General features: G+C 55.1%; 20 protein-coding genes and 1 tRNA gene. 11 read left to right on the top strand and 10 right to left on the bottom strand.

What is annotated here, in order from left to right:
* Positions 1-56: 56 nt before the first annotated feature.
* Genes K7H08_RS10070 through K7H08_RS10045 form a run of 6 tightly spaced genes read right to left on the bottom strand, consistent with a single transcriptional unit; the run spans position 57 to position 6381 of the window.
* Positions 57-377 carry an AtuA-related protein gene (locus tag K7H08_RS10070; RefSeq protein ID WP_120386128.1) on the bottom strand — a complete coding sequence of 107 codons (321 nt, stop codon included), beginning with the start codon at positions 375-377 and terminating at the stop codon, positions 57-59.
* Complete coding sequence (locus K7H08_RS10065; protein WP_231657827.1) at positions 370-1743, bottom strand: acyclic terpene utilization AtuA family protein; 1374 nt, start codon at positions 1741-1743, stop codon at positions 370-372. The genes K7H08_RS10070 and K7H08_RS10065 overlap by 8 nt, the downstream gene beginning before the upstream one ends.
* Positions 1740-2588 (bottom strand): 3-keto-5-aminohexanoate cleavage protein, encoded by an 849-nt coding sequence (locus K7H08_RS10060; protein ID WP_231657826.1) that lies wholly within the window; start codon positions 2586-2588, stop codon positions 1740-1742. The genes K7H08_RS10065 and K7H08_RS10060 overlap by 4 nt, the downstream gene beginning before the upstream one ends.
* Positions 2585-3514 (bottom strand): 3-hydroxyacyl-CoA dehydrogenase NAD-binding domain-containing protein, encoded by a 930-nt coding sequence (locus tag K7H08_RS10055; protein WP_231657825.1) that lies wholly within the window; start codon positions 3512-3514, stop codon positions 2585-2587. Before K7H08_RS10055 ends, K7H08_RS10060 begins: the two co-directional genes overlap by 4 nt.
* Positions 3511-5388, bottom strand: coding sequence for a TRAP transporter permease (locus tag K7H08_RS10050; protein ID WP_231657824.1), 1878 nt, complete (start codon positions 5386-5388; stop codon positions 3511-3513). Before K7H08_RS10050 ends, K7H08_RS10055 begins: the two co-directional genes overlap by 4 nt.
* A gap of 18 nt (positions 5389-5406) precedes the next feature.
* Entirely contained in the window at positions 5407-6381 is a 975-nt protein-coding gene (locus K7H08_RS10045) for a TAXI family TRAP transporter solute-binding subunit (protein ID WP_231657823.1), read from the bottom strand.
* A 130-nt stretch (positions 6382-6511) separates the two neighbouring features.
* On the opposite strand from K7H08_RS10045, the gene K7H08_RS10040 reads away from it, so the two are divergent.
* On the top strand, positions 6512-7429 hold the full coding sequence (locus K7H08_RS10040; protein ID WP_231657822.1) for a LysR family transcriptional regulator: 918 nt from the start codon (positions 6512-6514) through the stop codon (positions 7427-7429).
* A gap of 245 nt (positions 7430-7674) precedes the next feature.
* Positions 7675-8523 carry a sulfurtransferase gene (locus tag K7H08_RS10035; RefSeq protein WP_231657821.1) on the top strand — a complete coding sequence of 283 codons (849 nt, stop codon included), beginning with the start codon at positions 7675-7677 and terminating at the stop codon, positions 8521-8523.
* Positions 8524-8740: 217 nt separating this feature from the next.
* Here the strand turns inward: K7H08_RS10035 and K7H08_RS10030 are convergent.
* Positions 8741-8817, bottom strand: a tRNA-Arg gene (locus tag K7H08_RS10030).
* A 143-nt stretch (positions 8818-8960) separates the two neighbouring features.
* Here K7H08_RS10030 and K7H08_RS10025 point away from each other — a divergent pair.
* Both K7H08_RS10025 and K7H08_RS10020 read left to right on the top strand, forming a co-directional pair.
* Entirely contained in the window at positions 8961-9956 is a 996-nt protein-coding gene (locus K7H08_RS10025) for a TRAP transporter substrate-binding protein (RefSeq protein ID WP_231657820.1), read from the top strand.
* A 121-nt stretch (positions 9957-10077) separates the two neighbouring features.
* On the top strand, positions 10078-11025 hold the full coding sequence (locus tag K7H08_RS10020; protein WP_231657819.1) for a LysR family transcriptional regulator: 948 nt from the start codon (positions 10078-10080) through the stop codon (positions 11023-11025).
* 35 nt (positions 11026-11060) lie between these two features.
* On the opposite strand, the gene K7H08_RS10015 is transcribed toward K7H08_RS10020, so the two are convergent.
* On the bottom strand, positions 11061-12452 hold the full coding sequence (locus K7H08_RS10015; protein ID WP_231657818.1) for an FAD-binding oxidoreductase: 1392 nt from the start codon (positions 12450-12452) through the stop codon (positions 11061-11063).
* Positions 12453-12742: 290 nt separating this feature from the next.
* Here K7H08_RS10015 and K7H08_RS10010 point away from each other — a divergent pair, with 290 nt between their 5' ends.
* Genes K7H08_RS10010 through K7H08_RS10000 form a run of 3 tightly spaced genes read left to right on the top strand, consistent with a single transcriptional unit; the run spans position 12743 to position 15566 of the window.
* Positions 12743-13783 (top strand): TRAP transporter substrate-binding protein, encoded by a 1041-nt coding sequence (locus tag K7H08_RS10010; protein ID WP_193061108.1) that lies wholly within the window; start codon positions 12743-12745, stop codon positions 13781-13783.
* Complete coding sequence (locus K7H08_RS10005; protein ID WP_038479280.1) at positions 13783-14307, top strand: TRAP transporter small permease; 525 nt, start codon at positions 13783-13785, stop codon at positions 14305-14307. The genes K7H08_RS10010 and K7H08_RS10005 overlap by 1 nt, the downstream gene beginning before the upstream one ends.
* A complete protein-coding gene (locus tag K7H08_RS10000; protein ID WP_125752651.1) occupies positions 14304-15566 on the top strand; it encodes a TRAP transporter large permease in 1263 nt (420 codons plus the stop codon). Before K7H08_RS10005 ends, K7H08_RS10000 begins: the two co-directional genes overlap by 4 nt.
* A gap of 166 nt (positions 15567-15732) precedes the next feature.
* Here K7H08_RS10000 and K7H08_RS09995 read toward each other — a convergent pair whose 3' ends face one another.
* Positions 15733-17523, bottom strand: a complete 1791-nt coding sequence (locus K7H08_RS09995) for a methyl-accepting chemotaxis protein (protein WP_415964756.1) — start codon at positions 17521-17523, stop codon at positions 15733-15735.
* 360 nt (positions 17524-17883) lie between these two features.
* Positions 17884-18939 carry a substrate-binding domain-containing protein gene (locus tag K7H08_RS09990; RefSeq protein WP_231657816.1) on the bottom strand — a complete coding sequence of 352 codons (1056 nt, stop codon included), beginning with the start codon at positions 18937-18939 and terminating at the stop codon, positions 17884-17886.
* A 129-nt stretch (positions 18940-19068) separates the two neighbouring features.
* On the opposite strand from K7H08_RS09990, the gene K7H08_RS09985 reads away from it, so the two are divergent.
* The 4 genes from K7H08_RS09985 to fdhD are packed head-to-tail and all read left to right on the top strand — an operon-like array spanning position 19069 to position 24828.
* Positions 19069-19563 carry a formate dehydrogenase subunit gamma gene (locus K7H08_RS09985; RefSeq protein WP_231657815.1) on the top strand — a complete coding sequence of 165 codons (495 nt, stop codon included), beginning with the start codon at positions 19069-19071 and terminating at the stop codon, positions 19561-19563.
* Positions 19560-21116: a formate dehydrogenase beta subunit gene (locus K7H08_RS09980; protein WP_231657814.1), complete on the top strand. Its 1557-nt coding sequence runs from the start codon at positions 19560-19562 to the stop codon at positions 21114-21116. Before K7H08_RS09985 ends, K7H08_RS09980 begins: the two co-directional genes overlap by 4 nt.
* Positions 21113-24004 (top strand): formate dehydrogenase subunit alpha, encoded by a 2892-nt coding sequence (gene fdhF / locus K7H08_RS09975; protein ID WP_231657813.1) that lies wholly within the window; start codon positions 21113-21115, stop codon positions 24002-24004. The genes K7H08_RS09980 and fdhF overlap by 4 nt, the downstream gene beginning before the upstream one ends.
* Positions 24001-24828: a formate dehydrogenase accessory sulfurtransferase FdhD gene (gene fdhD / locus K7H08_RS09970; protein ID WP_231657812.1), complete on the top strand. Its 828-nt coding sequence runs from the start codon at positions 24001-24003 to the stop codon at positions 24826-24828. Before fdhF ends, fdhD begins: the two co-directional genes overlap by 4 nt.
* Positions 24829-24832 lie beyond the last annotated feature (4 nt).

Raw genomic sequence — 24832 nt, 5'->3', positions numbered from 1 at the left:
AAGTTCAAACGTCATGGTCTAAAAATAAGAACGCCTACTGACTTTCATTAGTGCAGTTAAGTTGGGGGTGACGCTACTTTCATAGATAACAGTAAGGCCGACAACGTTTTTCCGTGGCCATCTAAGTTGAGTGCGCCATTAACTCCCCCTTGTAGCGCATCATCCAGAACTAAGTTCATTCCATTGAGATGTGGTAGTAAGTAGCGGGTTACGTGACTAACGCCTCGATGCTCAAATAGCGCGGCAACGCTTGATGCCGAGAGTTGTTCGATGAGCCAGGAATAGTGAGCCTCCTGATACACAAAAACCCCTAAGCTTAGTCGGTCACCTTTATCGCCTGCCCGGGCATGTGCGTAACGGTGCAATAGCTCACTCATCACCTTCTCCTTTATGCAGTGTTACAACAGGAGCAGCTTGCTGCCTTGGTACTAGATAAGAGGCGGTTTTTAACCGCTGAGTATGATGCCGACGTATACCGCCACCGCCCGCTGGTCCACAGCAATAAAGTGCTAATAACTCCTGTGTTGCCCGCTCCACTACGCATTTTTCAGCATGCTCTACCGCGAGGCGAAGGCGAATGTCGCTCGCTGTTGCGTCTCTGTGTTGAGTGTTTAGGTGGGCATCGCCATCAAAAACGCTAGAAACACCAATTAAGTCGTAACGGGCGCGCAGATCGGCGGGGCAGCGTAATGACAAACGCTGACGCAGCGTCTCTCTGGCTAGTTGTGCTCTGGCGAAAGCATTCGGGCCCGCATAAGATATTTCAGCTTCACCTTGATAGCCTGCGAGGAAGCTAACGGTGGTTTTTAACCGCGCTGGCGAGGGTTTGCCACGTACCCCGGTAACTTCAACACGGTCTTTGGCCAGTTGCTTTATGCAAACATGCTCAAGATCAATAACCACATCCGGTGTGATGTAGGCGCTGGGGTTGTGTATTTCATATAACAGCTGTTCTTTTACTGTTTGCTCAGTGACCAAGCCCCCTGTGCCTGGGGGTTTAGTCACAACGAGTCGCCCATTACGCTCAACTTCGACAAGTGGATACCCCAGCGAAGCCATGCCAGGCACGTCTTTCACCCCGGGGTCAGCAAAGTAGCCACCCGTCACTTGCGTGCCGCACTCGATTAAATGACCTGCTAATGCCCCTGCTGCCCGTCTGTCCCAATCATCGCTTGCCCAGTCGTGGTGGTAGCAGATAGGAGCAAGCGCCAGTGAAGGGTCGGCCACGCGTCCTGTGATCACGACTTGAGCCCCCTGGGTCATTGCCTCTATTAGGGCATCTGCACCGAGATAGACATTAGCGGCAACAACTTGCTCTAAGGTTGAAATTGCGCGCTTTTCGCCTTCCCAAGCCAGCCAGTCGAGCTCATGCAGGCGATCTCTTACGTCATCGCCTTGAATAGTGGCCAAGCACGCTTGAGAGTGGCCTAAGCGCTTAGCCAACTGCTGAATGCGACGACGCGCGGCATCTGGGTTAGCCGCGCCAAAGTTACCCAAAATCGTAATGTGGTGAGCCAGACAGTCACTCAGAACAGGCGATAAAAACTCTTCCAGCAGCGGCTCATCGCCGCTGTCAGGGTTTTTGATCCGGCGTAACTGAGCAGCCGCCAGCGTGCGCTCCCCGAGTGTTTCAAACATCAGCGCACGAGGGGCATCATAAGACATGAGGGCATCGACCAGCGGCCTAGCCGCATCGGTACGATCACCAGAGAAACCCGCGCCACAACCTACTACGACCGTCATAAGGTCACCCCCGTGTTAGCAGCGGTGGTAAGTGCAAGAAAACGACGTGCTTCGGATGCGCTCATCACCCGACGTCCCGTTGCTTCAATACGGGCTTTAGTCGCGGCGACTAGCTCGGCATTGTTGGTCGCGAGTTGGCCATCCGCTCGCCATAGATTATTTTCAAAGCCGACGCGGGCATGGCCACCTTGCTGGGCTGCCAGCGCTAAGCAATCACCTTCGGTCGGCCCAAACGCACAGACCGCCCAATGGTCGCCAACCACTAATGCGTGTAAAAAGCTCGGTAGGCGGTTTGGATCGGCAATGGGTGGATCCGCATAGCGCCCAAGCACGAAGAGTAAGAAAGCCGGGCCATTAGGCACTTCACCTTTCTCTCTTAACTGATTGAAATAGATGATGTCTTCAGGCGAATAAACGATATATTGAATATGAGTGCCGCAACTTGCCAGGTAACGGCACAGCTCGCCACTGGCTCGAACCTCATAAGCATCGCCGAACCATTCACGCACCGCGATAGAAACGTAGTCTGGCTGTAACGCCTCAATGACACGTCTCTGCTCTGAAGGCGAATAACGCCCACCGGCTTCGCTGGTGACCTGAAGGAGTAACTGATCTCCTACGGCATCCTGAATGGCGCTAATCGCATCTTGATAGGCACCAGCATCAAGTAAATGGCGTCCGTCGGTTTCACGCACATGCACATGCATAGCTGAGGCGCCAGCCGCTAGACACTCTTGAGCATCCCGCGCGAGCTCTTTCGGGGTCAGTGGGATGGCAGGATGGTCTTGATAGACGCGCCGAGCCCCGTTGGGAGCAACCATTAGCAAACAAGGTGAGGCGCTCATCGGGCCTCCTCCTGTTTTACGTTAGTCGCTAGCGCTTGCTGAATAGCCGTCAATTGACGATCTCGTTCAGAGAAAAGGTCAGGCAGTGATTGGCCATGCGTAGCCGACTCCACCCCATGGATCACTTGCGCATAAAGTTCGTCGTTCATGGTCGGTTGGCCTAAGCTTGCCCAGCGATACTCCTGACTAGGGCCGAGGTGTTCCAAGTAGTGGCGAATACCCCCTTGACCACCACCCAGATGATAGGTCAGGAACGGCCCTTGAATGGCCCAACGCAATCCAGGGCCTGCCGTCACAGCCAGGTCGATGTCTTCTACGCTGGCCACGCCTTCCTGTAATAGATAAAGCGCTTCCCGCCACAATGCCGAAGAGAGGCGATTCGCAATATGACCGATCATCTCTTTACGTAACATCACCGGCTGCTTACCGATGCTTCGATAAAAATCGACCAATCGCTGCACCAGCTCAGTATCTGGCCCATAGAGTTCGACCAGAGGGACTAGGTGGGGTGGGTTGAAGGGGTGAGCGATAATAATGCGCTCAGGCGCAGGCACACCCTGGGTGATATCAGAGTGCTTTAAAGAGGAGGTGCTGCTCACCACCAACGCTTGCGATGGCGCTGCCCGTTGAATATCTGCTAATAGCTGTTGCTTGAGCGCTACGGATTCAGGCGCATTTTCGACGACCAGCTCTGCGCCCTGTAAGGCCTCTGCCAGTGTTTGCGCTACCACGGGCGTGCGGGTATCGGTGCCAAGGGCACGCATATCCTCAGCCACACGCTGAGTAAAGTTGGCGCGGGCGGTGGCATCCGGGTCAAAAGCGGTGACATGTAAACCGCGAGAAAGAAAGTAGGCGGTCCAACTAATGCCGATAGTGCCACAACCAATCATCACAATATTCGTCATGCTCACTCCTTGATGACTCATAGCTCCACTCCTTGAAGTGCAATACGCCGAGAGGATTGCCACGCCCATAGATAGAGCCCCGTCAGGCTCGCAATGCCCAATAACCCAAGTGCGATATTCGGCACCAGCGCCAATAGCCCTGAGGTTGCCAGTAGCGCACTATCCAGCCATCGGTTGCCGAAGAGCCGGGCCCCCCCCAATATGCCGGCGAAAGCCAAGACAAAGGCCATGGCACGAGCAGCGGCTAAGGTAATGTCCCAGGCATCGCCTAAACCGATAAGCGCGGGGTACGCCAGAATCAGGAAAGGGATAATGTAGGTGGTGGCCCCTAGGCGGATCGCGTGACCAGCGACCTGTAGCCAGCCAGCCTTAGCGATGCCAGCGGCAACAAAAACCGCAATGCACACGGGCGGAGTGATGACAGAGATGGTCGCAAAATAGAAGACGAACAGGTGGGCAACCAGCGGCTCGATCCCGATGCGGGTTAGCGCAGGCGCCAGTACAGCGGCGACCAATACATAGGCTGCGGTGGTAGGAATGCCCATGCCCATAATGAGGCAGATGACCGCGACAATTAGCGCCACCAGGAGAACCTGCTCACCAGCGACACTGACTACTAGCGTCGAAAGCGTGACGCCAATACCCGTTAGGTTGAGCATTGCCACCAAAATCTGTGCCCCTGCTAGCAAAACGCCAATGATGACCATGCCCTTGCCGGCATCCTCCAGGCCTGTCACTAGCGAACGTACGATTTGACGGGGCGGCGTTCGGTTCAAGAGAGCAAAGAAAAGATAACTGATCAACAGAAAGGTAATGCCCAGGAAAGCTGCGAATTGGATGGAGTAGCCATTAAGAACGCCACCAAACAAGCCACCCAACGCGGCAACAATAGGGGTTAGACGCTTAAATTGGAGTACATCTGGCCACGCGGGAAGCTCGCTTTCAGGTACTAAAGGAAGTTCGCTTCTCACAGCTACTAAGTGCAGCGTAAAAAAGACAGCCACATAGAAAAGGAACGCGGGTAATACGGCAGCTAGGGCAATCGTGACGTAGCTGACACCAAGTATCTCCGCCATGATAAACGCCGCCGCGCCTAAAATCGGCGGCGCGATCTGGCCCCCAGTGGAGGCAACAGCTTCAACGCCGCCAGCAAAGGCCGGTGGGTACTTGAGCCGTTTCATCATAGGAATGGTGAAGTTGCCCGTAGTGGCAACGTTGGCTACCGCACTTCCGCTGACCATAGCGAACAGGCTGGAAGCCACCGTCGCAATTTTGGCGGCCCCCCCTTGGCTACGCCCGCCAATGCGCATTGAAAGATCAATAAAGGTTTGGCCACCACCTGTGTGGAGCAGCAAGCTTCCAAAGAGTACAAACGCGGCAATGGTGGTAGCGGCTACGCCGAGTAGCATCCCCCATACGCCTAAATCACCGAGAAACAGCGTTTCCGTCACGAAACTAGTATCAAAACCTCGATGGCTGAGCGGTCCTGAAAGTCGGTCTCCCAGCAGAGCATAGGCGATACCCATTGCCACTAGTAGTGGAAATACCCATCCAATAGCCCGTCGGGCAACTTCCAAAATGGACACCACTAAAATGGCAGTGAACACCATATCCTGCGTCGTTGCCCAGGGTAAGGTGGTCAGAATGCTATTAGCGTTGAAAGTAATGAACAGGCAGGCGGTTATTGCCCCCAAGGCTAATAAACAATCAATGACTATCCCTAAGGGGCGCCATGCTTTACCAGCGCCCAATGGATAAGTGAGTAACCCCAGCCCGATAACCAGCGCAAGAAAGAGACTGCGGTGAACCAAGCTTTCAAAAGGCCCGGTCGCTGAGGTGTAGAAAATGAAGCCGCCCAAAAACAGGGCGACCAGCATGAGCAGTTTATTGCGCATGGAATCGAGCTCCTCGCCTTATTCTGACGGCATCAGATGTTCAGGAATCTCGTATCCCTGCTCTTCAAAATAGCGCGCGGCACCTGGGTGAAAGGGCACCGTTCCACTGTTTAGGGTGAGCTCGGCGATATCAACATCGGCAAGGTTAGCTAGCGCACTGACTTGCGGCTCGGGATTCTCCATCACGGCTTTAACAATTTGGTAGGCCGTTTCTTCATCAAGCTCTGGGCTTGCATGCATCGCTAAGCCAAAGCTCCAAGTGGAGTAAGCTGGCACTCCATCAGCTGCTCCCTCAGGAATGTGAACGACAGAAATATCTGGCATTTGCTCATTCAGAATTTCAGCTTGTTCATCGCTAAGCGACAGCACTTGGATCGGCGTAAACGTCGCAATATCCATGGAGGAGCCATCCAGCTTTTCACCCACGCCAGATTTAACGTATCCCGCCATACGGTTATCTTTTACACCGGCAACCACATCCGTAGTAGAACCGCGCACATACTCAGGGGTGAGCCCAAGCGTCTCCATAACGGCAATCGTCGTGGCTTCGGTAGCAGAGCCGGTAATACCAGGGTTAAGGCGCGCGCCGTCTAGTTCTGCCATGCTCGTAACGCCAGAATCTTCGCGCATCACGACATTTTGTGGTGCTTGGGAGTAGACCCAAAGAAGGCGGTTATCCACAGGGCGACCTTCAAACTCACCTTCACCCGCATAGGCGTGATAGCCCACGTTGGTGGTGACGAGGCCCATATCGACCTGGTTTCTTAAAATGCGGCGCAAATTGTCGACCGTGGCACCGGTCTCTACTACCGAGGTGCGCACACCATCCACATGCTGATTAATAATTTGCCCAACGGCAACGAAATAGCCGTATTGGCTAGAGGATGTGGAGGTAGAGCCAATTAAAAGCTGTTCTTCTGCTTGGGCCGCAGTGCCAACGATCAAGCCAGCACTGAGGATAGCGGTTAAGAGCGGCGTTTTTAGCGAATACATAGTCATTGCTCTCTCTGGGTATTGTGGGTTGTTGGTTCCAGAAGATGTACGTCATTTGACTTATTAAGAATGAGAGAGCCTGCTAGTATTTGTCTAATATAATTATACGAACGAGACTTTTACTTTATTTATGCAGCCTTCTATACGTCAGTTAAAAGCTTTTGTAGCAATCGCCGAGTTCGGCAGCTTCATTGAGGCTTCTGAGCGCCTCTACATGTCACAGCCAGCGTTAAGTATTGCCATTCGCAAATTAGAAGAGTGTGTCGGTGGCGTGCTGTTCAACCGCTCTCCTCGCGGCGTGCAGCTCACCCCGGAAGGAAAGTTTTTTCTGCCCACTGCTAGACGACTGATTAGCGATTGGGATGAAGCTCTGGGCGACCTTGGAGAGCTGTTCAACAAACAGAGAGGCAAAATAACGTTGGCAGCGTTGCCAACATTAGCGGCGGGTTTTTTACCGACCGTGCTCGCCGACTACCGCCAACGCTTTCCCAATATTGCCATTAGTGTTCACGATGTGTTGGCCTCCCAGGTGGATGACTTGGTGAGTGACCAGCGGGCAGATATTGGGCTATCGGTACAACCGCTACTCGCAGAAGCGACCCATTTTGAATCACTCGTAGAAGATTACTTTGTAGCGGTATGCCCGGTTGGGCACCCCTTGTTGACGTTGGATACCATTCCTTGGGAGGCACTACTGCACTATCCCATTATTGGGTTGAGCCGTCTTTCGAGCACGCGTGCTGCGATTGAGAGCGTGTTGAGCGAATTGAGTTTGGAAATGGATTTGATGTGTGAAGTGAGCCAAATAGGTACAGCTGGACGAATGGTCGCCGCAGGCCTAGGGGTTGCTGCGCTTCCTTCACTCAGTTTCCGTCAGATTTCTGCAGAAGGTATAGAGTGGCGTCCTTTAATTGATCCTTATGTGCCCCGCTCGCTGGGAATCATTACGCCATCCCGAGTTTCACCTTCTGCTGCGGCAACCACCATGTTGGAAACTATACGGGCACACGCCGGACAATTAGGAGGTATTTCTACCCATGAACACTAAAAAGCAGCTCCAACGTTACCAGGGCTTACTCCATCGGTTTCAGTATGCTGCTGGATACCCTGGGCTGCCTGTTTGAAGGGCTATATATTTACGATAAGTGGGACTGGCAAGCCAAGTCACCTAGTAGGCGCGGAGTTTTCAAGCGCTCAACGGGCAAATAGCGGCGTTTGAGATAGAGATGCTATAACACATTTCTACTTATCGCCCGAACAACACAAACTGCCAGCACTTGATTGGAGAACATAATGTCATCCCCCCTTGTGACGACCCAATGGCTGCAAGACAACCTAGATAACAAACGGTTAGTGCTGATCGATGCGAGCATGGCGACGGTGATTGGTAAAGAGCCTATCGTCTATGATCGCCCGGTGTGGATACCGGGTAGCCGCCAGATCGATCTTGAAAGTGTGCTTTGTGATACCGGCTCTTCTCAGACTCACGCCTTTCCAACAGAGGAGCAAGTCACTGAGGAAGCTCAAAAGCTGGGCATTACGACCGAAAGCCTCGTCGTACTGTACGATAATCAAGGCATCTATTCGGCGCCGCGGGCCTGGTGGATTTTCCGATCAATGGGCGTTCAACACGTTTTTGTTCTGGATGGAGGATTGCCACAGTGGCTAGCCGAACAGCGGGACGTTGTTTCTACCATCGCGGAAACGACAACCAAACCCGGCAACTTCGTCGCCAACCTTGATCACAGCCGAGTGCGAAACTCAGCGTACGTTTTGCACCATCTGGACGATAGCCGAGTAACCGTTGTTGATGCCCGATCACGTTCACGTTTCCTGGCACAGGTGCCTGAACCCCGCCCTGGGGTACGCAGTGGTCATATCCCCAATTCCCATAATTTGCCGTTTACAGAGGTGCTAGAGGGAAATTGTTTTAAACCTGTTAGCGAGCTGAAGACAATCTTTATAACGCTTGCTCCGTCTCTCCAATCCAACAGTGAACCCCAACTGGTGTTTTCCTGTGGCTCGGGCATCACCGCCTGCATCATTCTGCTGGCCGCCGAACTGGCGGGATACCATCAGCTATCGCTGTACGACGGTTCTTGGGCAGACTGGGGGAGCGATGAGTCACTCCCAGTGGCTTAGGCTTTGTATGAATGGCTCTGACCAGTAGCAATGGACGCTTCACAAATCTCTACGCAAACAGCAAGCGTCGGGCTTGAATTCGCTACACTCCAAGCACACAGAGGCTATGGGTCTCAACACGATGGCGAACGCCACGAAGTGCATAAAGGAACCAAAGGTGGGAAAACGGGGTGCCAACAAAAAAGCCCACGATTTCTCGTGGGCTTTTTCATTAATTTGGCGCGCCCGGTAGGAATTGAACCTACGACCTTCGGCTTCGGAGGCCGACACTCTATCCAACTGAGCTACGGGCGCTTTGGGTGCGTATCGTACCCGTGTGGGCGCGCTGTGTCCAGCTAGTCAGCTGTTTTACAGGCGCTTTGATTGACCGTTTTCCGCAGTGTGGTGCATGCTTTAGGAGCACTTCCTATCTTTAGTAAAACTGGGAACACACTATAATGAAAACTTTTGCACGTAACACGCTGGCACTGGGCATTTCACTGGCGCTAGTAAGCGCCGCGAATGCCGCTGATTTTGCTGATATGGACCCCGTTACCCTGCGTTTGGCCCACGTGGTCAACGAGCAAGATGGTTTCCATATCGCCGCGACCAAGTTTGAAGAACTGGTGGAAGAGCGCACCGATGGCAAGGTCAACATCGAAATCTATCCCAATGCCTCGCTGGGTGACGAACGCACTCTGCTGGAAGGCATGCAGATCGGCACCGTGGATATGGGGCTGATCACCAACGGCCCGGTGGCCAACTTTGTCGAAGAGATGGCAGTATTTGAACTGCCGTTCCTATTTCCTTCACCAGAAGCTGCTTATGGCGTGCTCGATGGCCCGATCGGCCAGGAGCTGCTGGATAAACTGTCTGACGTGAATCTGAAAGGCTTGGCCTACGCAGAGCGCGGCTTCCGCAACCTGACCAACAGCGAACGCGCGGTGAATTCGCCGGAAGATCTGGATGGGCTGCGCATTCGTGTGATGGAAAACCCGGTGTACACCGACACCTTCCGCGAGCTGGGCGCCAACGCTATTCCCATGGCGTGGACAGAAGCGCTGACCGCCATGCAGCAAGGCACCATCGACGGCCAGGAAAATCCGGTAAACGTGATCCATTCGTTCAAACTGGATGAAACCCAGAACTACATGACCCTTTCCCGCCATACGTACGCCCCGGCCATTTTTGTAATGGGCATGCCCGTTTGGAACCAACTGCCAGAACAGGCACAAACCGTACTGAAAGAAGCCGCCCAAGAAGCCGCCGAACATGAGCGCCAAGTGAATGCGGATATGGAAGCCGACCAACTGGCGGCGCTGCGCGAAGCCGGTATGGAAATCAACGAAACGCCGGATATGGAAGCCTTCCAAGCTGCTGTTGTGCCGGTGTACGAGAAGTACGGCGAGCAGTTTGGTGATTACCTGCCGCGCATTCAGGAGGCACTTAAGTAAACGGTCTTTGCTACCTGCCCGGCTTCCCGTAGCGTGAGGTTGGTTTTATTGAAGTGACCGATAGCTGTTTGCGCAGTGTCAGCGTACTGCGTGAACAGCCTTTGCCAATTAGAGACGCCTGATGACTGAACCAACCAATATAAAGTTGGCAACGAGACTACATAAGATAAATCTCAATTTATTATTGGTTTTTCATACGCTTTATTGGAAAAGGAGCTTAACCCTTACCGCAGAAGCGCTCTGCCTTAGCCAGCCAGCCGTCAGCCATTCGCTAAAGAAGTTGCGCCTGCTGATGGATGACCCGCTATTTATTAAAACGCTGGATGGCATGCAGCCAACTCCGCTTGCCCGGCAGATGGATGCCGCTGTGGCCAAAGGGTTGTTCTACTTCGATCAGGCGGTGTATAGCAACAGCGAGTTCTCACCGGCTACATCGAAACGCGAGTTTCGTGTCAGCCTGGTGGACTATGTAAGCCAGCAGTTACAACCTAAGCTCATTCAGCACTGTTTAACCCATGCGCCCGACTTATGCTTCAACATGTTGTCTACCCGCATAGCCAGTGCCGAAGATGCTCAGCACGCCATACAAGCCCACGATATCGACCTCGCCATGGTGCAGTTGGAAAGCTTGCCACTCACCTCTTATCACGAATACCTGTTTGATGATGTAATTGGCTGTGTTGGTGATGCTTCCCTATACGGAGACAACGACACGATCACGCTTGACGCTTTTTTAAACGCCCCACAAATCGCATTGTCTCACCGCGAAGACAGCCCATTGTTAATCAATGAGAAGCTGAGAATACTGGGGTTAGAACGCAAAATCGTCGCCAAAACACCCTATATCACTCCTCTCCAAGAGATACTGGTCTCGACGAATTTACTCTGTGTGGTGACTGAGAGTGCCGCCAAGGTGATTTGTCGCAACAATAGCCTGAAGTTCTACGCCCTGCCCCTAGATGTAGCGCCCTTTAAAGTATGCCTATGCTGGGATGAAAGGAAGGATCACGACTCAGGCATACACTGGTTAAGATCGCTAATTAGGGAGCTGATAACACCCGCTCCCTAAAGGCTGGCGATACTTACTGACCATTCAGGCAAACGCTAGTCCAGCGCTATCACTTTGCCGGGGTTCAATAGCCCTTTGGGATCCAGCGCGGTTTTCAGGCGTTTCATTAAGGCAATCTCCTCACTGGTACGGGAGACTGACAGATAGTCCTTCTTCTCAAGACCTATGCCGTGTTCTGCAGAAATGGAGCCGCCAAACGCTTTTAGAGGCGAATAGACAAGCTGTTCAACCTGGCGTCGGCTGTCCGGGCTATCGTCACGTACCGTGATCATAATGTGTAAGTTGCCATCACCAAGGTGACCAAATACCACCATTTTGCCTGATTGAGGCCACTGGGCTTCAAGGTTCTCTTCTAAAATATCGACATACGCTTGCATACTGGGAATCGGCAGGCTGACATCGTAGGAGAACATCGGTTTCAGCTCGTTCACCAGCACTTCGATATCTTCTCTTATGGCCCAGATCGCCTGACGCTGGGCTTGGGAGCTCGCCAAAGCCGCATCGGTGATCAAATCGACCTCTAGTGCCTTTTGCAGCACTTGGGAAAAACGCTCAGCGTCCTCGGCCTCATCCAGCCCCAGTGTTTCAATAATGGCGTAGAAAGGTGAGTTATCCGCTAGTACAGGCGCATGCTTACCACTTTCTGTGGTCATCAGTTTATAGTGATTATTCCACAGCGCTTCAAAGGCACTGAGGCTATTGGCTAGCTCACGAGAGACAAGATTCAGCAGCTGAGTCAGCGCATCGAAAGAGGGCACCGCCACTAATGCCGTTTGCTCGCTGGGCATGTTGGGTTGTAACCGTAGTACTGCACGGGTAACGATTCCCAGCGTACCTTCACTGCCAATAAACAGTTGCTTCAGATCGTATCCTGCATTGTTTTTCAGCATTTTATTCAATGAGCTCACTACGGTGCCGTCGCTAAGTACCGCCTCTAGTCCCAGTACCTGCTGGCGCATCATGCCGTAGCGTATTACCCGTATACCACCGGCATTGGTGGCGATGTTGCCACCAATGGTGCAAGAGCCTCTTGCCCCCAAGTCAAGTGGGAACTGCATATCGATCTCTTGCGCTGCTTCCTGTACGCGCTGCAGGGTCACCCCAGCCTGAGCTAGAACTGTGGAACCAACCGGGTCGATCTCCTCTATTTGATTCATCAACTCCAGCGACACGACGATTTCGTCTGGGCTTGCCACCCCGCCATGCACAATGCCGGTCATGCCCCCGTGTGTCACCACAGGCTGGTCGGCCTGATAACACAAAGCCATGACACGGCTCAGCTGTTCTGTGCTGCGCGGCCTAACAATCGCCTTAGCGCGACAAGGCGCCCCTGTAAACCAATCTACGCTACGCTGCGAGACATCATCACCAAGCAGTACCCCCGAAGGGCCGACGATTGCAACAAGGTCGTTCAGCAACTTATCCATTTCTTATTCCTGATTTAGCTGACCACACCATTGGTTTAAGCACTTGGCGTTTAAAACCCTGTAGTGCTTCATTCAAAAGTGCGCAATTAAAAGTAACCTCTTGCAGGTTATCGCCAACCTAAAAATCACTCAAGTACAAGTTATATAAAGATTTTTCGGATTAGCAGAACGAATAATGGAATAAAAATAAGTAATTTGCCCCCTATAATCAATGTGATATAGATGAGCATTAAGAAAACAATAAAACCACGCCTCAATATAATTAAAACCACTAATTCTTAGGAGATAATGTGAGTAACCTTGCCTGCTTTACGCTGAACGCTGTGACTAAATCGGCACGCCAACTTAAACAGCTAACTCTTCCCCTTATTGGAGTAGGTCTACTCAGTTTGCCCCTCGCTGGACAAGCGGAAGAGATAGCCCCTACTACGCTGCGCCTAGCCCATGTAGTGAATACGGAAGATACTTACCATATTGCTGCTGAGCGCTTCCAACAGCTGATTAGCGAACGTACCGATGGCGCGGTTAGCGTGGATATTTATCCGAATGCCTCGCTGGGCGATGAGCGCACCTTATTAGAGGGTATGCAAATCGGCACTGTGGATATGGGCATTATCACCAACGGGCCGGTGGCTAACTTCGTCGATGAGTTCTCCGTTTTCGAGCTCCCGTTTCTCTTTCCCAGCTCCGAAGCGGCCTATACTGTGCTGGATGGTGAAATCGGCCAGGAAATCCTAGGCAAATTACAGGATGTGAACCTGAAGGGATTGGCATACGCTGAACGTGGCTTTCGGAATATCACTAATAGCCAGCATGCAATCAATGCCCCTGAAGACCTTCAAGGCCTAAGGCTGCGGGTCATCGAAAATGAGGTTTATGTTGATACATTCCGCGGGCTCGGTGCCAACGCTGTACCCATGGCCTGGACAGAGGCATTAACCGCCTTGCAGCAAGGCACTATTGATGGCCAAGAGAACCCCGTTAACGCTATTCATGCCTTCAACCTTGCGGAAACCCAGGACTACCTAACGATGACTCGGCATATTTATGCGCCAGCAACGTTTATTATGAGCCTTCCCGCCTGGAACGGCCTCCAGGTAGAGCTTCAGCCCATTGTTCTGGATGTCGCCAAGCAAGCATCTGCATACGCAAGAGAGCAGAATGCTATCATGGAAGCTGAACAACTGGCTGAGCTTCGCGAGGCGGGCATGGAGATCAACGAAACTCCAGATATTGAAGCCTTCCAGACCGCCGTGGCGCCAGTGTATGAGAAGTATGGCGAGCAGTTTGGTGATTACCTACCGCGCATTCAGGAGGCGCTAAATCAGTGATGGCGTTTGCACAGCCACTTTTAACACTATTGAAACGTAGCGAACGCGGGCTGGATGCCATCATCCAGCCCGTGGTGTTTGCAGGCATGGCAGCTTTAATTGGTGTGATCACTCTGCAGATTGTGTCGCGGGTACTGTTCAGCGCCGTTGGCTGGACGGAAGAAGTCGCGCGCTTTCTGCTGGTGTGGATTACGTTTTTAGCCAGCAGCTTAGCCTTCCAACGCGGGCGGCATATCGCCGTGACCTTTGCCGTGGATGCGCTTCCCCTGCCCTTGCGCAAGCTGGCGCGCCTGGCTGCACTGGCGGTGGTACTGGCGTTTATGATCGCGCTCATCGTGATTGGCTACCGCTATATGCAGGTGCAAAGCTTTCAGAAATCCGCCTCACTGCGGCTTTCGATGACCTACATCTATGCAGTCATCCCACTCTCTGCCGCCATCATGGCGTGGTACGCCCTGGTGGATATGATCGACGTACTGGTGAACGGTGAGCCGACGGTCGCCGCGCCGGAGGAGCCACTATGACTCTGGTGCTGTTCGGGCTGTTCTTCCTGTTTATGCTACTGGGAGTGCCGATTGCCTTTGCGATTGGGGCAAGCACGCTTTATGCGCTGTACCAGTCGGGCGTGCCACTGATGGTGGTCACCCAGCAGATGTTCCAGGGCATTAACTCGTTTGCCCTGGTCGCTATCCCGATGTTTATTCTGGCCGGTGACTTAATGGCCCAGGGTAAGGTCAGCGAGCGGCTGGTGAGCTTTGCCGATTCGCTAGTCGGCTTTATGCGCGGCGGGCTTTCGGTGGTGTCGGTAATGGCAGGCATGTTCTTCGCGGCAATCTCCGGCTCTGGTGCAGCCACCACCGCAGCGGTGGGTTCAAGCCTAGTGCCGGAGCTTAAGCGCAAAGGCTACGACCCTGCTTCAGCGGCGAGCTTAATTGCTGCCAGCGGCACTATCGGGGTGGTGATTCCCCCTTCGGTGCCGATGATTATCTACGCGGTGATTGCTCAGCAGTCGGTATCAAAGCTGTTTTTGAACGGCTTTTTGCCGGGGCTGGCAATGGGGCTGGGGCTGATGGCCATTGCGATCACTCAAGCGTATAAGCGTCAGTATCCCAAAGGCACACCGCTGTCGCTGCCGACCATTTGGCGCACGCTGAAAGCGGCTAGCTGGGGGCTGATGACGCCGATAATTATTTTGGGCGGTATCTTCTCGGGCATTTTCACGCCTTCAGAAGCGGCCGTGGTCGCAGTCAACTATGCGCTGCTGGTGTCGCTGTTTGTGTATCGGGATTTAACCCTGCCCCAGGTGTATAAGCTGCTGATTCGCTCGGCGATGACCACCGCGGTGATTATGCTGGTGATTGCCATGTCGGCAGTACTCAGCTGGACACTTTCAAGCTGGCAGGTACCCGGCGCCATCGCCCAGGCAGTGCTGTCGCTTTCCACCAACCCCTACGTGATTATGCTGCTGGTCGTGGCCGTAATTCTGCTCACGGGGGTATTTATCGAGACCGCTAGCGCTTTGATTATTCTTACCCCGGTGCTGCTGCCACTGGTACTGCAGCTGGGCATCGACCCGATCCACTTTGGTTTGATTATTGTGGTGGGGCTGTCGATAGGCATGATTACCCCACCAGTAGCAATCAACCTTTATGTGGCTTCGTCAGTGACTCAACTACCGCTGGAGCGCATCACCCGGGCAATTATCCCGTATCTTTTAGGCTTGATTGGGGTGCTGCTATTAGTGGTTTATGTACCGATTCTGCTGGGCTGGTCGGGAAGTTAACGCTGGGCTGAAATGAAAAAGGGGCTTGCCATGTGGCAGCCCCTTTTTTTCTACTACGTTCTTTCTACTACGTTTTTTGCGACGACGTTTCGTCTACTGGGCGTGTTTGCTACTGCTGGCTGTTTAACAAGGCGTATTTCCAGCCAGCAGGAGCATAGCGTTAGGCTTAAAACTCTTCCCAGTCGTCTTCGCCAGCGTTAACCGGAGCAGGCTTAGAAGAGAGCACGGGGCGCTTGAGCGCCTGTTGCGCACTTGGTGTGCTAGAAGGCAGAGACTGACGCGGTTGGTTTAACGCTGGCCGTGTCGATGAAGCTTGTGGCTCATCGTCGCCAAGCACAAAGGTGTTAATCAGCTCATTAAGGTGCTCGGCATGACGGCGCATGTTGCTAGCAGCTGTGGTGGATTCCTGCACCATGGCAGCGTTTTGCTGGGTCATGGTATCCATTTCCGCGACGGCGGTGTTGATCTGGCCAATACCGCTACTTTGCTCCTTGGCACCCGCCGTAATCTCACCGATCACATCGGTCACCTTGGAGACACTTTCCACAATGTCATGCATCGTCGCACCCGCCTTACGTACTAGCTCGGCACCGGTGTGGGTGTGCTTAACAGAGCTATCAATCAGCGTACGAATCTCTTTTGACGCGTTGCTAGAGCGGCTAGCCAGTGTGCGTACTTCTTGCGCGACGACCGCAAAGCCACGGCCATGTTCACCCGCCCGTGCGGCTTCCACCGAGGCGTTAAGCGCCAGAATGTTGGTTTGGAAAGCGATGGCATCAATCATGGTGATGATTTCGCTGATACGCGTCGCCGAGTCGTTGATATCGTGCATCGTCCGTTCGACCTGTCCCATGGCTTCTTCACCATGGTGGGCTACTTCAGCAGTGGACTGCACCAGCTGATTGGCCTGCTGGGCATTATCTGCACTGTGATTCACGGTCGAGGTAATTTCTTCCATGGAAGCTGACGTTTCTTGCAGGTTGGCAGCGGCCTGCTCGGTACGGGTGGCCAGTTCCTCGGAGCTATGGGAAATTTCCCCCGCCGAATGATAAACACTCATGGTGCTACGGCGCACATCACGCAGGGTTTCCTGCATGCGCTCGACAAAGGCATTGAACTGAACCGCTAGGTTACCCACTTCGTCGTTGCTCTCTACCGCTAAGCGGCGGGTAAGGTCGCCACGCCCTTGGGCGATATCGTGCATAGCGCTGGCGGTGCGTTTAATCGGCCCAACGGTACGACGCACAAAGCCAAATGCTAGCAGCGCCACTGCTAGAAACAAGGCGGCACCCAGCAAAATAGCGAACAAGATAGACTGGCGTAGATCCGCGTTAGCAGTCGCCGCCAGTTCTGCAACAACCGCATCAACATCGGTGACGTAAACCCCGGCACCGATCATCCAACCCCATTTTTCCAGGCTATCGACGTAGGAGTGTTTCGGCTCAATTTCACGAGTGCTTGGGTATTCCCATAAGTAGCTATGAAAACCACCACCGTTCTTGGCAACCTGAAGAATATCGCGAATAAGGTAATTTCCGTCTGGGGTTCTTACGTCCATCATGTTGGTACCTTCACGCTCTGGCGCAGGGGCCGTCACGATGTTGTTACCATCGAAGTCGTAGATAAAAACGTAGTTATTATCTTCAAAGCGCATGGCGCGCACGATCTCGGCTACCTGCTGTTTGGCTTCCTCATCATTGGCACCTGCTTGCTCATAAATAGGAGAAATAGCGGTCGTCGCCATTTGCACAATGTCGCGTACTGCATTGCGGCGCTCTTCAATCAGCACCTCACGCTGATTCGCCAGCGTCTCATGGGTGTTTTGAATGCGGCCGTAGGCGTCAAACGCGACTAACCCTGCGGTCACTATGAAAAGTGGCAGTAGGACAAGCATCAGCACCTTAGCCTGTAAGCTAAGGTTCCGTTTTGGCGAGGTCGAAGCAGGAGGAGTAGCCATAAAGTGTTTCTCAGTAGGTCATCGGAAGAATTTTTAGTAGTTTTATGCATTCTTTATCGACCTAACCTGTGTCGACTTGAGCCATCTCTCGTGTTTTTTGTTTATGAACAGCGAATTAACGTCGCTAAATAGGACTTTCATAACCTGCGTTAAGGTTATCTTTGCCCTATCCGCTCACTGTAGGGGTGTGGTGGCCAAGGACGGCCCGTTTTAGCAAGCCGCTAGCCACGTCTTTTTGACTGCTCTGCCCCCTATTGGGGCAGGGCAGTTTTTTATTATGGGCGAGATTGTCACCATCAGTCGCTTCTAGCTTCCGCCTCTAAACACGGTGTGGTAAACGTGGAACCTCCGTCCCTAACGTTATAAGAAATCAGGAATTTCAATAACACTACCGCATTGATGGGGACTATAGCCCGGCAAACGGTGCACCGCTTCTTGAAAGGAAGCGCTACGTAACGCCTGCAAGAAGTCATAGAACTTCGGCTCCTTTAAGGAGTGATAGTGACAGGCCAATACGTAGTCCTCAGTGGCTAGCGGCACAAAATCAAGCCCAAACCGTTGCGCGGCAGCCGCTACACCAAAGCCTGTATCCGCCATTCCCGCTGCTACATAGGCCGCCACTGCTGAGTGGGTATACTCCTCAATTTCGTAACCATCCACGTTGGCTGCTGAAATACCAGCTTCGGCCAGCAAGTTATCTAACAGCTCCCGGGTACCCGACGACGCCTGACGGTTTATAAACCTTACCGGCCTGCTGGCTAGAGCGGCAACGCCATCAATTTCCAACGGGTTACCCGGCGCCACCATTAACCCCTGTTGACGTGCGATGAATCCCATTAGTCGATGATTGCGGGGCTTGAGCAGACGACGGTATTTACGCCGCGCCTTCTCACCCACCTTCCCCCGGGGCAGATGGCAGCCTGCCAGATCACAGCTATTGCGGTTAAGCGCGGCTAGCGCTTCCAAAGGGCTGCAGTACTGCAGATCAAGCTGGAGCTCACCCAGATGTTGTGGCAATAGCTCTATCGCAAAACCATGGCTGGCATGCAGGCGCAGAACGGGGTGAATACCTTCCTGATGCTGTTGGATAGCAAGATTAAGCTCAGATCCCAGGCTATCAAGCTGTGGGCTTAACCGTGCAGTGGCTCGCTGTTCGGCCCATAGCAACTTTTCCCCCAGCGGCGATAACCGCGCCCCACGCCCACGCTCAAGTTCAACAAGCGAGACACCAAAAAAATCCCCGCCCTGGCGCAATAAATTCCACGCGTGACGATAGGAAATCCCTACTTCCTCGGTGGCAAGAGTCAACTTGCCATGACGATGCACTGCCCCCAGCAGGCGCAAAAGGTTGGTATCGAGCCGATGCCCATCGTCATCGCTAAAGCACCAGGTGGGCGTTACCTTGATTCGCTTCATAGGCACACTATTTCATATTTTTAAGTCGATAACTTGATGCTAGCTTTGTCGTAACCGTGATGCACGCCTTTTTAAATATGAAAAGTAGTGCATATTTAAAACATAATAAGCAGTCGCGAGGCAGGCACCATGAACCATTCCCAGGAGTGGGCGCCACAGGCTATTCAGGCCGAAGTCGACGCCCTGAAGCACAAGCCCGGCGCCCTACTGCCGATCCTCCATGCCCTCCAAAATCGTTTCGGGTTTATCCCCGAGGCAGCAGTCCCCATCATCGCTGAAGCACTCAATCAAACCCGCGCCGAAGTACACGGTGTCATCAGCTTCTATCACCACTTTCGCACCGCGCCGCCAGGCCGCCACGTGGTTCAGATCTGCCGCGCCGAGGCCTGCCAGGCGGCGGGCGCACGCCAGCTCGAAGCCTATGCTAAGACGCGCCTAGGGGTCGATTACCATCAGACGACCAGCGACCGTGAAATCACCCTTGAGGCGGTGTACTGCCTAGGCAACTGTGCCTGCGGGCCGTCCATCCGCGTGGACGACAGCGTGCGCGGACGGGTAACCCCAGAGGCCTTTGATGCACTGTTGGATGAGCTGCAAACCCGGCCGCTGGAGATAATCGCATGAGCATCCGCATTTTTGTCCCTCGCGATACCACCGCTCTTTCCCTGGGTGCCGATGCCGTCGCCAACCGACTGGTAAAAGAGGTGGCCGCCCGAGGCCAATCGATTTCCCTGGTGCGCAACGGCTCCCGCGGGCTTGCTTGGCTTGAGCCGCTGGTGGAAGTTGAGACGCCTATCGGGCGGTTCGCCTATGGCCCAGTCACCGTCAACGACGTCGCGGCGCTGCTCGATAGCGGCCTGTTAGAGGGTAACGTCAGCCATCCCCTGGCGCTGGGGCCCACAGAGGAGATTGACTACCTCGCCCGTCAGCAGCGCCTGACCTTCGCGCGTATCGGCATTACTGACCCGCTGTCGATTGAGGATTATCGCGCCCACAGCGGTTTTTATGGTCTGGAGTCAGCCGTACAACGCGAACCGCAGGATATTGTCGAGGAAGTTAAAGCCTCCGGCCTGCGCGGGCGCGGCGGGGCCGCCTTCCCCACCGGTATCAAGTGGCAGACCGTGCTCGACACACCCGCCGACCAGAAATATATCGTCTGCAACGCCGATGAAGGCGACTCCGGCACCTTCGCCGACCGGCTGGTAATGGAGTGCGACCCTTACATGCTGATCGAGGGCATGGCGATTGCCGGGCTCGCGGTGGAGGCGACCCAGGGCTATATCTACCTGCGTTCTGAATATCCGCTCGCCAAGGAGATTCTTGACGAGGCGATTGCCCGCGCCGAACAAGCCGGTTACCTGGGTGATAACCTACTGGGCAGCGGCCGCGACTTTCACCTGGAAGTACGCCTGGGCGCTGGTGCGTATATCTGCGGCGAAGAGACCTCCCTGCTCGAAAGTCTAGAGGGCAAGCGCGGCTTGGTTCGCTTCAAGCCACCACTGCCCGCCATTGAAGGGCTATTTGGCCGCCCCACAGTGGTCAACAACGTGCTCTCGTTGGCTGCCGTACCCTTCATTCTTGCCGAAGGCGCCGAGGCCTACGCCACCCATGGCATGGGGCGCTCGCGAGGCACGCTGGCACTGCAACTGGCGGGCAACGTTAAGCACGGCGGACTGGTAGAGCTGGCGTTCGGTACCACACTGCGCACCCTGATGGAGACATTCGGCGGCGGCACGCTAAGCGGCAAATCACTACGCGCCGTGCAGGTGGGCGGCCCGCTAGGCGCTTATCTGCCGGAATCTCAGTGGGACTTACCGCTGGACTACGAAGCCTTTGCTGCTGAGAGCGCCGTACTGGGCCACGGTGGCGTAGTGATGTTTGACGAAAGCGTCGACATGGCTGAACAGGCGCGTTTCTCGATGGAGTTCTGCAAGGTGGAGTCCTGCGGCAAATGTACACCTTGCCGTATTGGCTCAACCCGTGGCGTGGAGGTAATTGACCGTATCCGCTCCAACCAAAACCGCGAGGCCAACCTCGCCCTGCTCCATGACCTCTGCGAAACAATGGTGGATGGCTCGCTCTGTGCCATGGGTGGTATGACGCCCTTTCCAGTACAAAGCGCCCTAGCGCATTTTCCTGATGATTTTCAGCGGACGGCGAACGGAGATAACTCATGATTAACCATTTCGACCCCCGTCAGCACTCTAGCAACGCTGAGGTCACCAAAGACCTCGGTACGCCTTTCCCTGCCTTGGCTGCTGACGCTGCCTTGGTGAGCCTCAATATTGACGGCGTGACCATCAGCGTGCCGGAGGGCACCTCGGTACTCCGCGCCGCCGCGCTGGCGGATATTAATATCCCCAAGCTCTGCGCTACCGACAGCCTGGAGCCTTTCGGCTCCTGCCGGTTGTGCGCGGTACAAGTAGAGGGACGACGAGGCATGCCCGCGGCCTGCACCACACCGGTGGCTGAAGGTATGAAGGTGACCACCCAGAACGAACGTCTGGCCAAGCTGCGGCGTAATGTGATGGAGCTATACATCTCGGACCACCCGCTGGACTGCCTGACCTGTCCCGCCAACGGCGACTGCGAACTGCAGGACATGGCCGGTAGTGTAGGGCTGCGCGAAGTGCGCTACGGGTTCGAAGGCGAGAACCATCTTGAAGCCGTCAAAGACGAAACCAACCCCTACTTCAGTTTCGATCCTAGAAAATGCATCGTCTGCTCACGCTGTGTGCGCGCCTGCGAAGAGGTGCAGGGCACCTTTGCCCTGACCATCGATGGCCGCGGATTTGAATCCAAGGTGTCAGCGGGACAGGCGGATTCGTTCATGGATTCAGACTGTGTTTCCTGCGGTGCCTGCGTTCAGGCCTGCCCAACAGCCACGCTGATGGAAAAGAGCGTCATCGACCACGGTGTTCCCGAGCACAGCGTCGTGACCACTTGTGCTTACTGCGGTGTGGGCTGCTCGTTCGAAGCGCAAATGAAAGGCGACCAGTTGGTACGCATGGTGCCCTACAAGGGCGGCGACGCTAACCATGGCCACTCTTGTGTCAAGGGCCGCTTCGCCTTTGGCTACGCCACCCACCCGGATCGCCTGACCACACCGATGATCCGCGACAGCATCGACCAACCCTGGCGCGAGGCCAGCTGGGAAGAGGCAATCAGCTTTGCCGCCAGCCGTTTGAAAGCGATTCAGGCCGAGCACGGCCGCGAGAGCATCGGCGGTATCACTTCATCGCGCTGTACCAACGAAGAGACCTATCTGGTGCAGAAGCTGATTCGCGCCGCGTTCGGCAACAACAACACCGACACCTGCGCGCGGGTCTGCCACTCGCCCACTGGCTACGGCTTGAAGACCACGCTGGGCGAATCCGCCGGTACCCAGACCTTTGACTCGGTAATGCAGGCCGATGCGATTATCGTGATTGGCGCCAACCCCACCGACGCCCACCCGGTGTTTGGTTCGCTGATGCGCAAACGCTTGCGTCAAGGCGCGAAGCTGATCGTCGCTGACCCTCGCCGCATCGACCTTTTAAAGACTCCGCACATGAGCGAGGCCCAACATCTGCCGCTGCGCCCGGGCACCAATGTGGCGTTGATCAACGCGCTGGGGCACGTGGTGGTCACCGAAGGCCTGGAAGACCAGGCATTCGTGGCCAAACGCTGCGATACCGAGGCCTATCACAGCTGGCGCACCTTTATCAGTGAGCCACGCCACTCCCCGGAGGCCAGCGAAGCGATTACCGGCGTGCCCGCCGAAGCCGTACGCCAAGCGGCGCGCACCTATGCTAAAGCAGCTAATGGCGCGATCTACTACGGCTTGGGTGTGACCGAACACAGTCAGGGCTCCACCATGGTGATGGGCATTGCCAACTTAGCCATGGCCACCGGCAATATTGGCCGGGAAGGTGTGGGCGTGAATCCGCTGCGCGGTCAAAACAATGTGCAGGGCTCTTGCGACATGGGCTCCTTCCCCCACGAGCTGCCGGGCTACCAGCACGTGGCCGACCCCATCGCCCGCGGCCGCTTTGAGTCCGTGTGGGGCGTGAAGCTCGACGACGAGCCGGGGCTGCGCATTCCCAATATGTTCGACGCCGCCATCGAAGGCACCTTTAAAGCGCTCTACGTGCAGGGCGAGGACATCGCCCAATCCGACCCCAACACCCAGCATGTTGAGGCCGCACTACGCTCGCTGGACTGCCTGATCGTGCAAGATATTTTCCTCAACGAAACGGCCAAGTTCGCCCACGTGCTGCTGCCCGGTTCAAGCTTTCTGGAAAAAAACGGCACCTTCACCAACGCCGAGCGGCGCATCAACCGGGTACGCAAAGTAATGCCTGCGCTTGCTGGCAAGGAAGACTGGGAAATCACTCAGGACCTGGCCAATGCGCTGGGCTACCCGATGCACTACACCCATCCGTCCGAGATCATGGACGAGATCGCCCAGTTAACGCCAAGCTTTGCGGGCGTCAGCTACGCCAAGCTGGAGGAACGCGGCAGCCTGCAGTGGCCCTGCAACGCCGAGTACCCGTTGGGCATGCCAACCATGCACGAGGTTGACTTCCCCATTGGCCTAGGGCGCTTTGCGATTACCGAGTACGTGGCCACTGAAGAGCGCGCTAACCGCCGCTTCCCACTACTGCTCACCACCGGGCGGATTCTCAGCCAATACAACGTGGGCGCCCAGACCCGGCGTACCGACAACCAGCGCTGGCACGACGAGGATGTGTTGGAGCTGCACCCTTCAGATGCGGAACTGCGCGGCGTGCGTGACGGCGACTGGCTGGGTATTACCAGCCGCTCGGGGCAGACGGTGCTACGCGCAAGGCTCAGCGAACGCATGCAGCCGGGGGTGGTCTACACCACCTTCCACCACCCCGGCAGCGGCGCTAACGTTATCACGACGGATAACTCGGACTGGGCCACCAACTGTCCGGAATATAAGGTCACGGCGGTGCAGGTGGAAAAAGTCAGCCAACCCTCCGCCTGGCAGCAGCGCTTTAACACTTTCGACCTGATTCAGCGTGACCACCTGGCCAACGCTCATCAGGAGGCGCCATGAGCACCCACCACACACGCGACGCGGTAGCGCGCCAGCCGGTGGAGGTGCGCCGTGGCGCTAACGGCTGGTACACCGATACTCAGGAGGACCTACTGGCCTTGGAAAGGCCGGTGGCACTGGTCTACAACGGCATCTCCCATGCGGTGATGATGGCAAGCCCCGCCGACCTTGAGGATTTTGCCCTCGGCTTCAGCCTTTCCGAAGGTATCCTGGCCAATATCACCGAGTGCTATGACCTCGATATCCACGAAGCGCCTCAGGGCCTCACCGTTCACCTCACCATTGCCAGCCAACGGATAGCTGAGCTCAAACAGCGGCGGCGCAGCCTAACAGGGCGTACCGGCTGCGGCCTGTGCGGCACCGAAGCCCTGGAACAAGCCATTCGTCCGATCCCCTCTGTCGTGGCACCGTCGCTTAGCGATGCCGCCATTCAGCGCTCCCTGCAGCAACTGGCCACCCACCAGCCGCTGCAAGCAGCCACTGGCGCTAGCCACGGTGCCGCCTGGTGCGATACCCAGGGTCGTATCCAACGACTACGCGAAGATGTTGGCCGCCACAACGCGTTGGACAAACTGATCGGCGCGCTCGCCCGCGAGGCTGCCCCTCTAGAAGAAGGGTTCGCGCTAGTCACCAGCCGCGCCAGCTACGAGATGGTGCACAAGTGCGCTAGCGCGGGCATCGGCGCACTGGTGGCTGTCTCGGCGGCCACCGCGCTGGCCGTGGAGCAGGCCCAAGCGTCAGGCTTACTACTGGCAGGCTTTGCGCGACCTGGTCGCCACTTGATTTACCACCGCCCCATTACAACGGCGATTGCCCACGGCTGAGGAG

The sequence above is a fragment of the Halomonas sp. IOP_6 genome (assembly GCF_021151565.1).
GTDB classification, from domain to species: Bacteria; Pseudomonadota; Gammaproteobacteria; order Pseudomonadales; family Halomonadaceae; genus Vreelandella; species Vreelandella alkaliphila.
The sequence above is the reverse complement of the archived record's forward strand: the minus strand, read 5'-3'. Positions and strand labels throughout refer to the sequence as shown.

Bases quoted from the DNA above. Each gene is read 5' to 3' on its own strand.
- K7H08_RS10070 (WP_120386128.1), bottom strand. From the start codon at position 377: ATGAGTGAGCTATTGCACCGTTACGCACATGCCCGGGCAGGCGATAAA.
- K7H08_RS10065 (WP_231657827.1), bottom strand. From the start codon at position 1,743: ATGACGGTCGTAGTAGGTTGTGGCGCGGGTTTCTCTGGTGATCGTACC.
- K7H08_RS10060 (WP_231657826.1), bottom strand. From the start codon at position 2,588: ATGAGCGCCTCACCTTGTTTGCTAATGGTTGCTCCCAACGGGGCTCGG.
- K7H08_RS10055 (WP_231657825.1), bottom strand. From the start codon at position 3,514: ATGAGTCATCAAGGAGTGAGCATGACGAATATTGTGATGATTGGTTGT.
- K7H08_RS10050 (WP_231657824.1), bottom strand. From the start codon at position 5,388: ATGCGCAATAAACTGCTCATGCTGGTCGCCCTGTTTTTGGGCGGCTTC.
- K7H08_RS10045 (WP_231657823.1), bottom strand. From the start codon at position 6,381: ATGTATTCGCTAAAAACGCCGCTCTTAACCGCTATCCTCAGTGCTGGC.
- K7H08_RS10040 (WP_231657822.1), top strand. From the start codon at position 6,512: ATGCAGCCTTCTATACGTCAGTTAAAAGCTTTTGTAGCAATCGCCGAG.
- K7H08_RS10035 (WP_231657821.1), top strand. From the start codon at position 7,675: ATGTCATCCCCCCTTGTGACGACCCAATGGCTGCAAGACAACCTAGAT.
- K7H08_RS10025 (WP_231657820.1), top strand. From the start codon at position 8,961: ATGAAAACTTTTGCACGTAACACGCTGGCACTGGGCATTTCACTGGCG.
- K7H08_RS10020 (WP_231657819.1), top strand. From the start codon at position 10,078: ATGACTGAACCAACCAATATAAAGTTGGCAACGAGACTACATAAGATA.
- K7H08_RS10015 (WP_231657818.1), bottom strand. From the start codon at position 12,452: ATGGATAAGTTGCTGAACGACCTTGTTGCAATCGTCGGCCCTTCGGGG.
- K7H08_RS10005 (WP_038479280.1), top strand. From the start codon at position 13,783: ATGGCGTTTGCACAGCCACTTTTAACACTATTGAAACGTAGCGAACGC.
- K7H08_RS10000 (WP_125752651.1), top strand. From the start codon at position 14,304: ATGACTCTGGTGCTGTTCGGGCTGTTCTTCCTGTTTATGCTACTGGGA.
- K7H08_RS09995 (WP_415964756.1), bottom strand. From the start codon at position 17,523: ATGGCTACTCCTCCTGCTTCGACCTCGCCAAAACGGAACCTTAGCTTA.
- K7H08_RS09990 (WP_231657816.1), bottom strand. From the start codon at position 18,939: ATGAAGCGAATCAAGGTAACGCCCACCTGGTGCTTTAGCGATGACGAT.
- K7H08_RS09985 (WP_231657815.1), top strand. From the start codon at position 19,069: ATGAACCATTCCCAGGAGTGGGCGCCACAGGCTATTCAGGCCGAAGTC.
- K7H08_RS09980 (WP_231657814.1), top strand. From the start codon at position 19,560: ATGAGCATCCGCATTTTTGTCCCTCGCGATACCACCGCTCTTTCCCTG.
- fdhF (WP_231657813.1), top strand. From the start codon at position 21,113: ATGATTAACCATTTCGACCCCCGTCAGCACTCTAGCAACGCTGAGGTC.
- fdhD (WP_231657812.1), top strand. From the start codon at position 24,001: ATGAGCACCCACCACACACGCGACGCGGTAGCGCGCCAGCCGGTGGAG.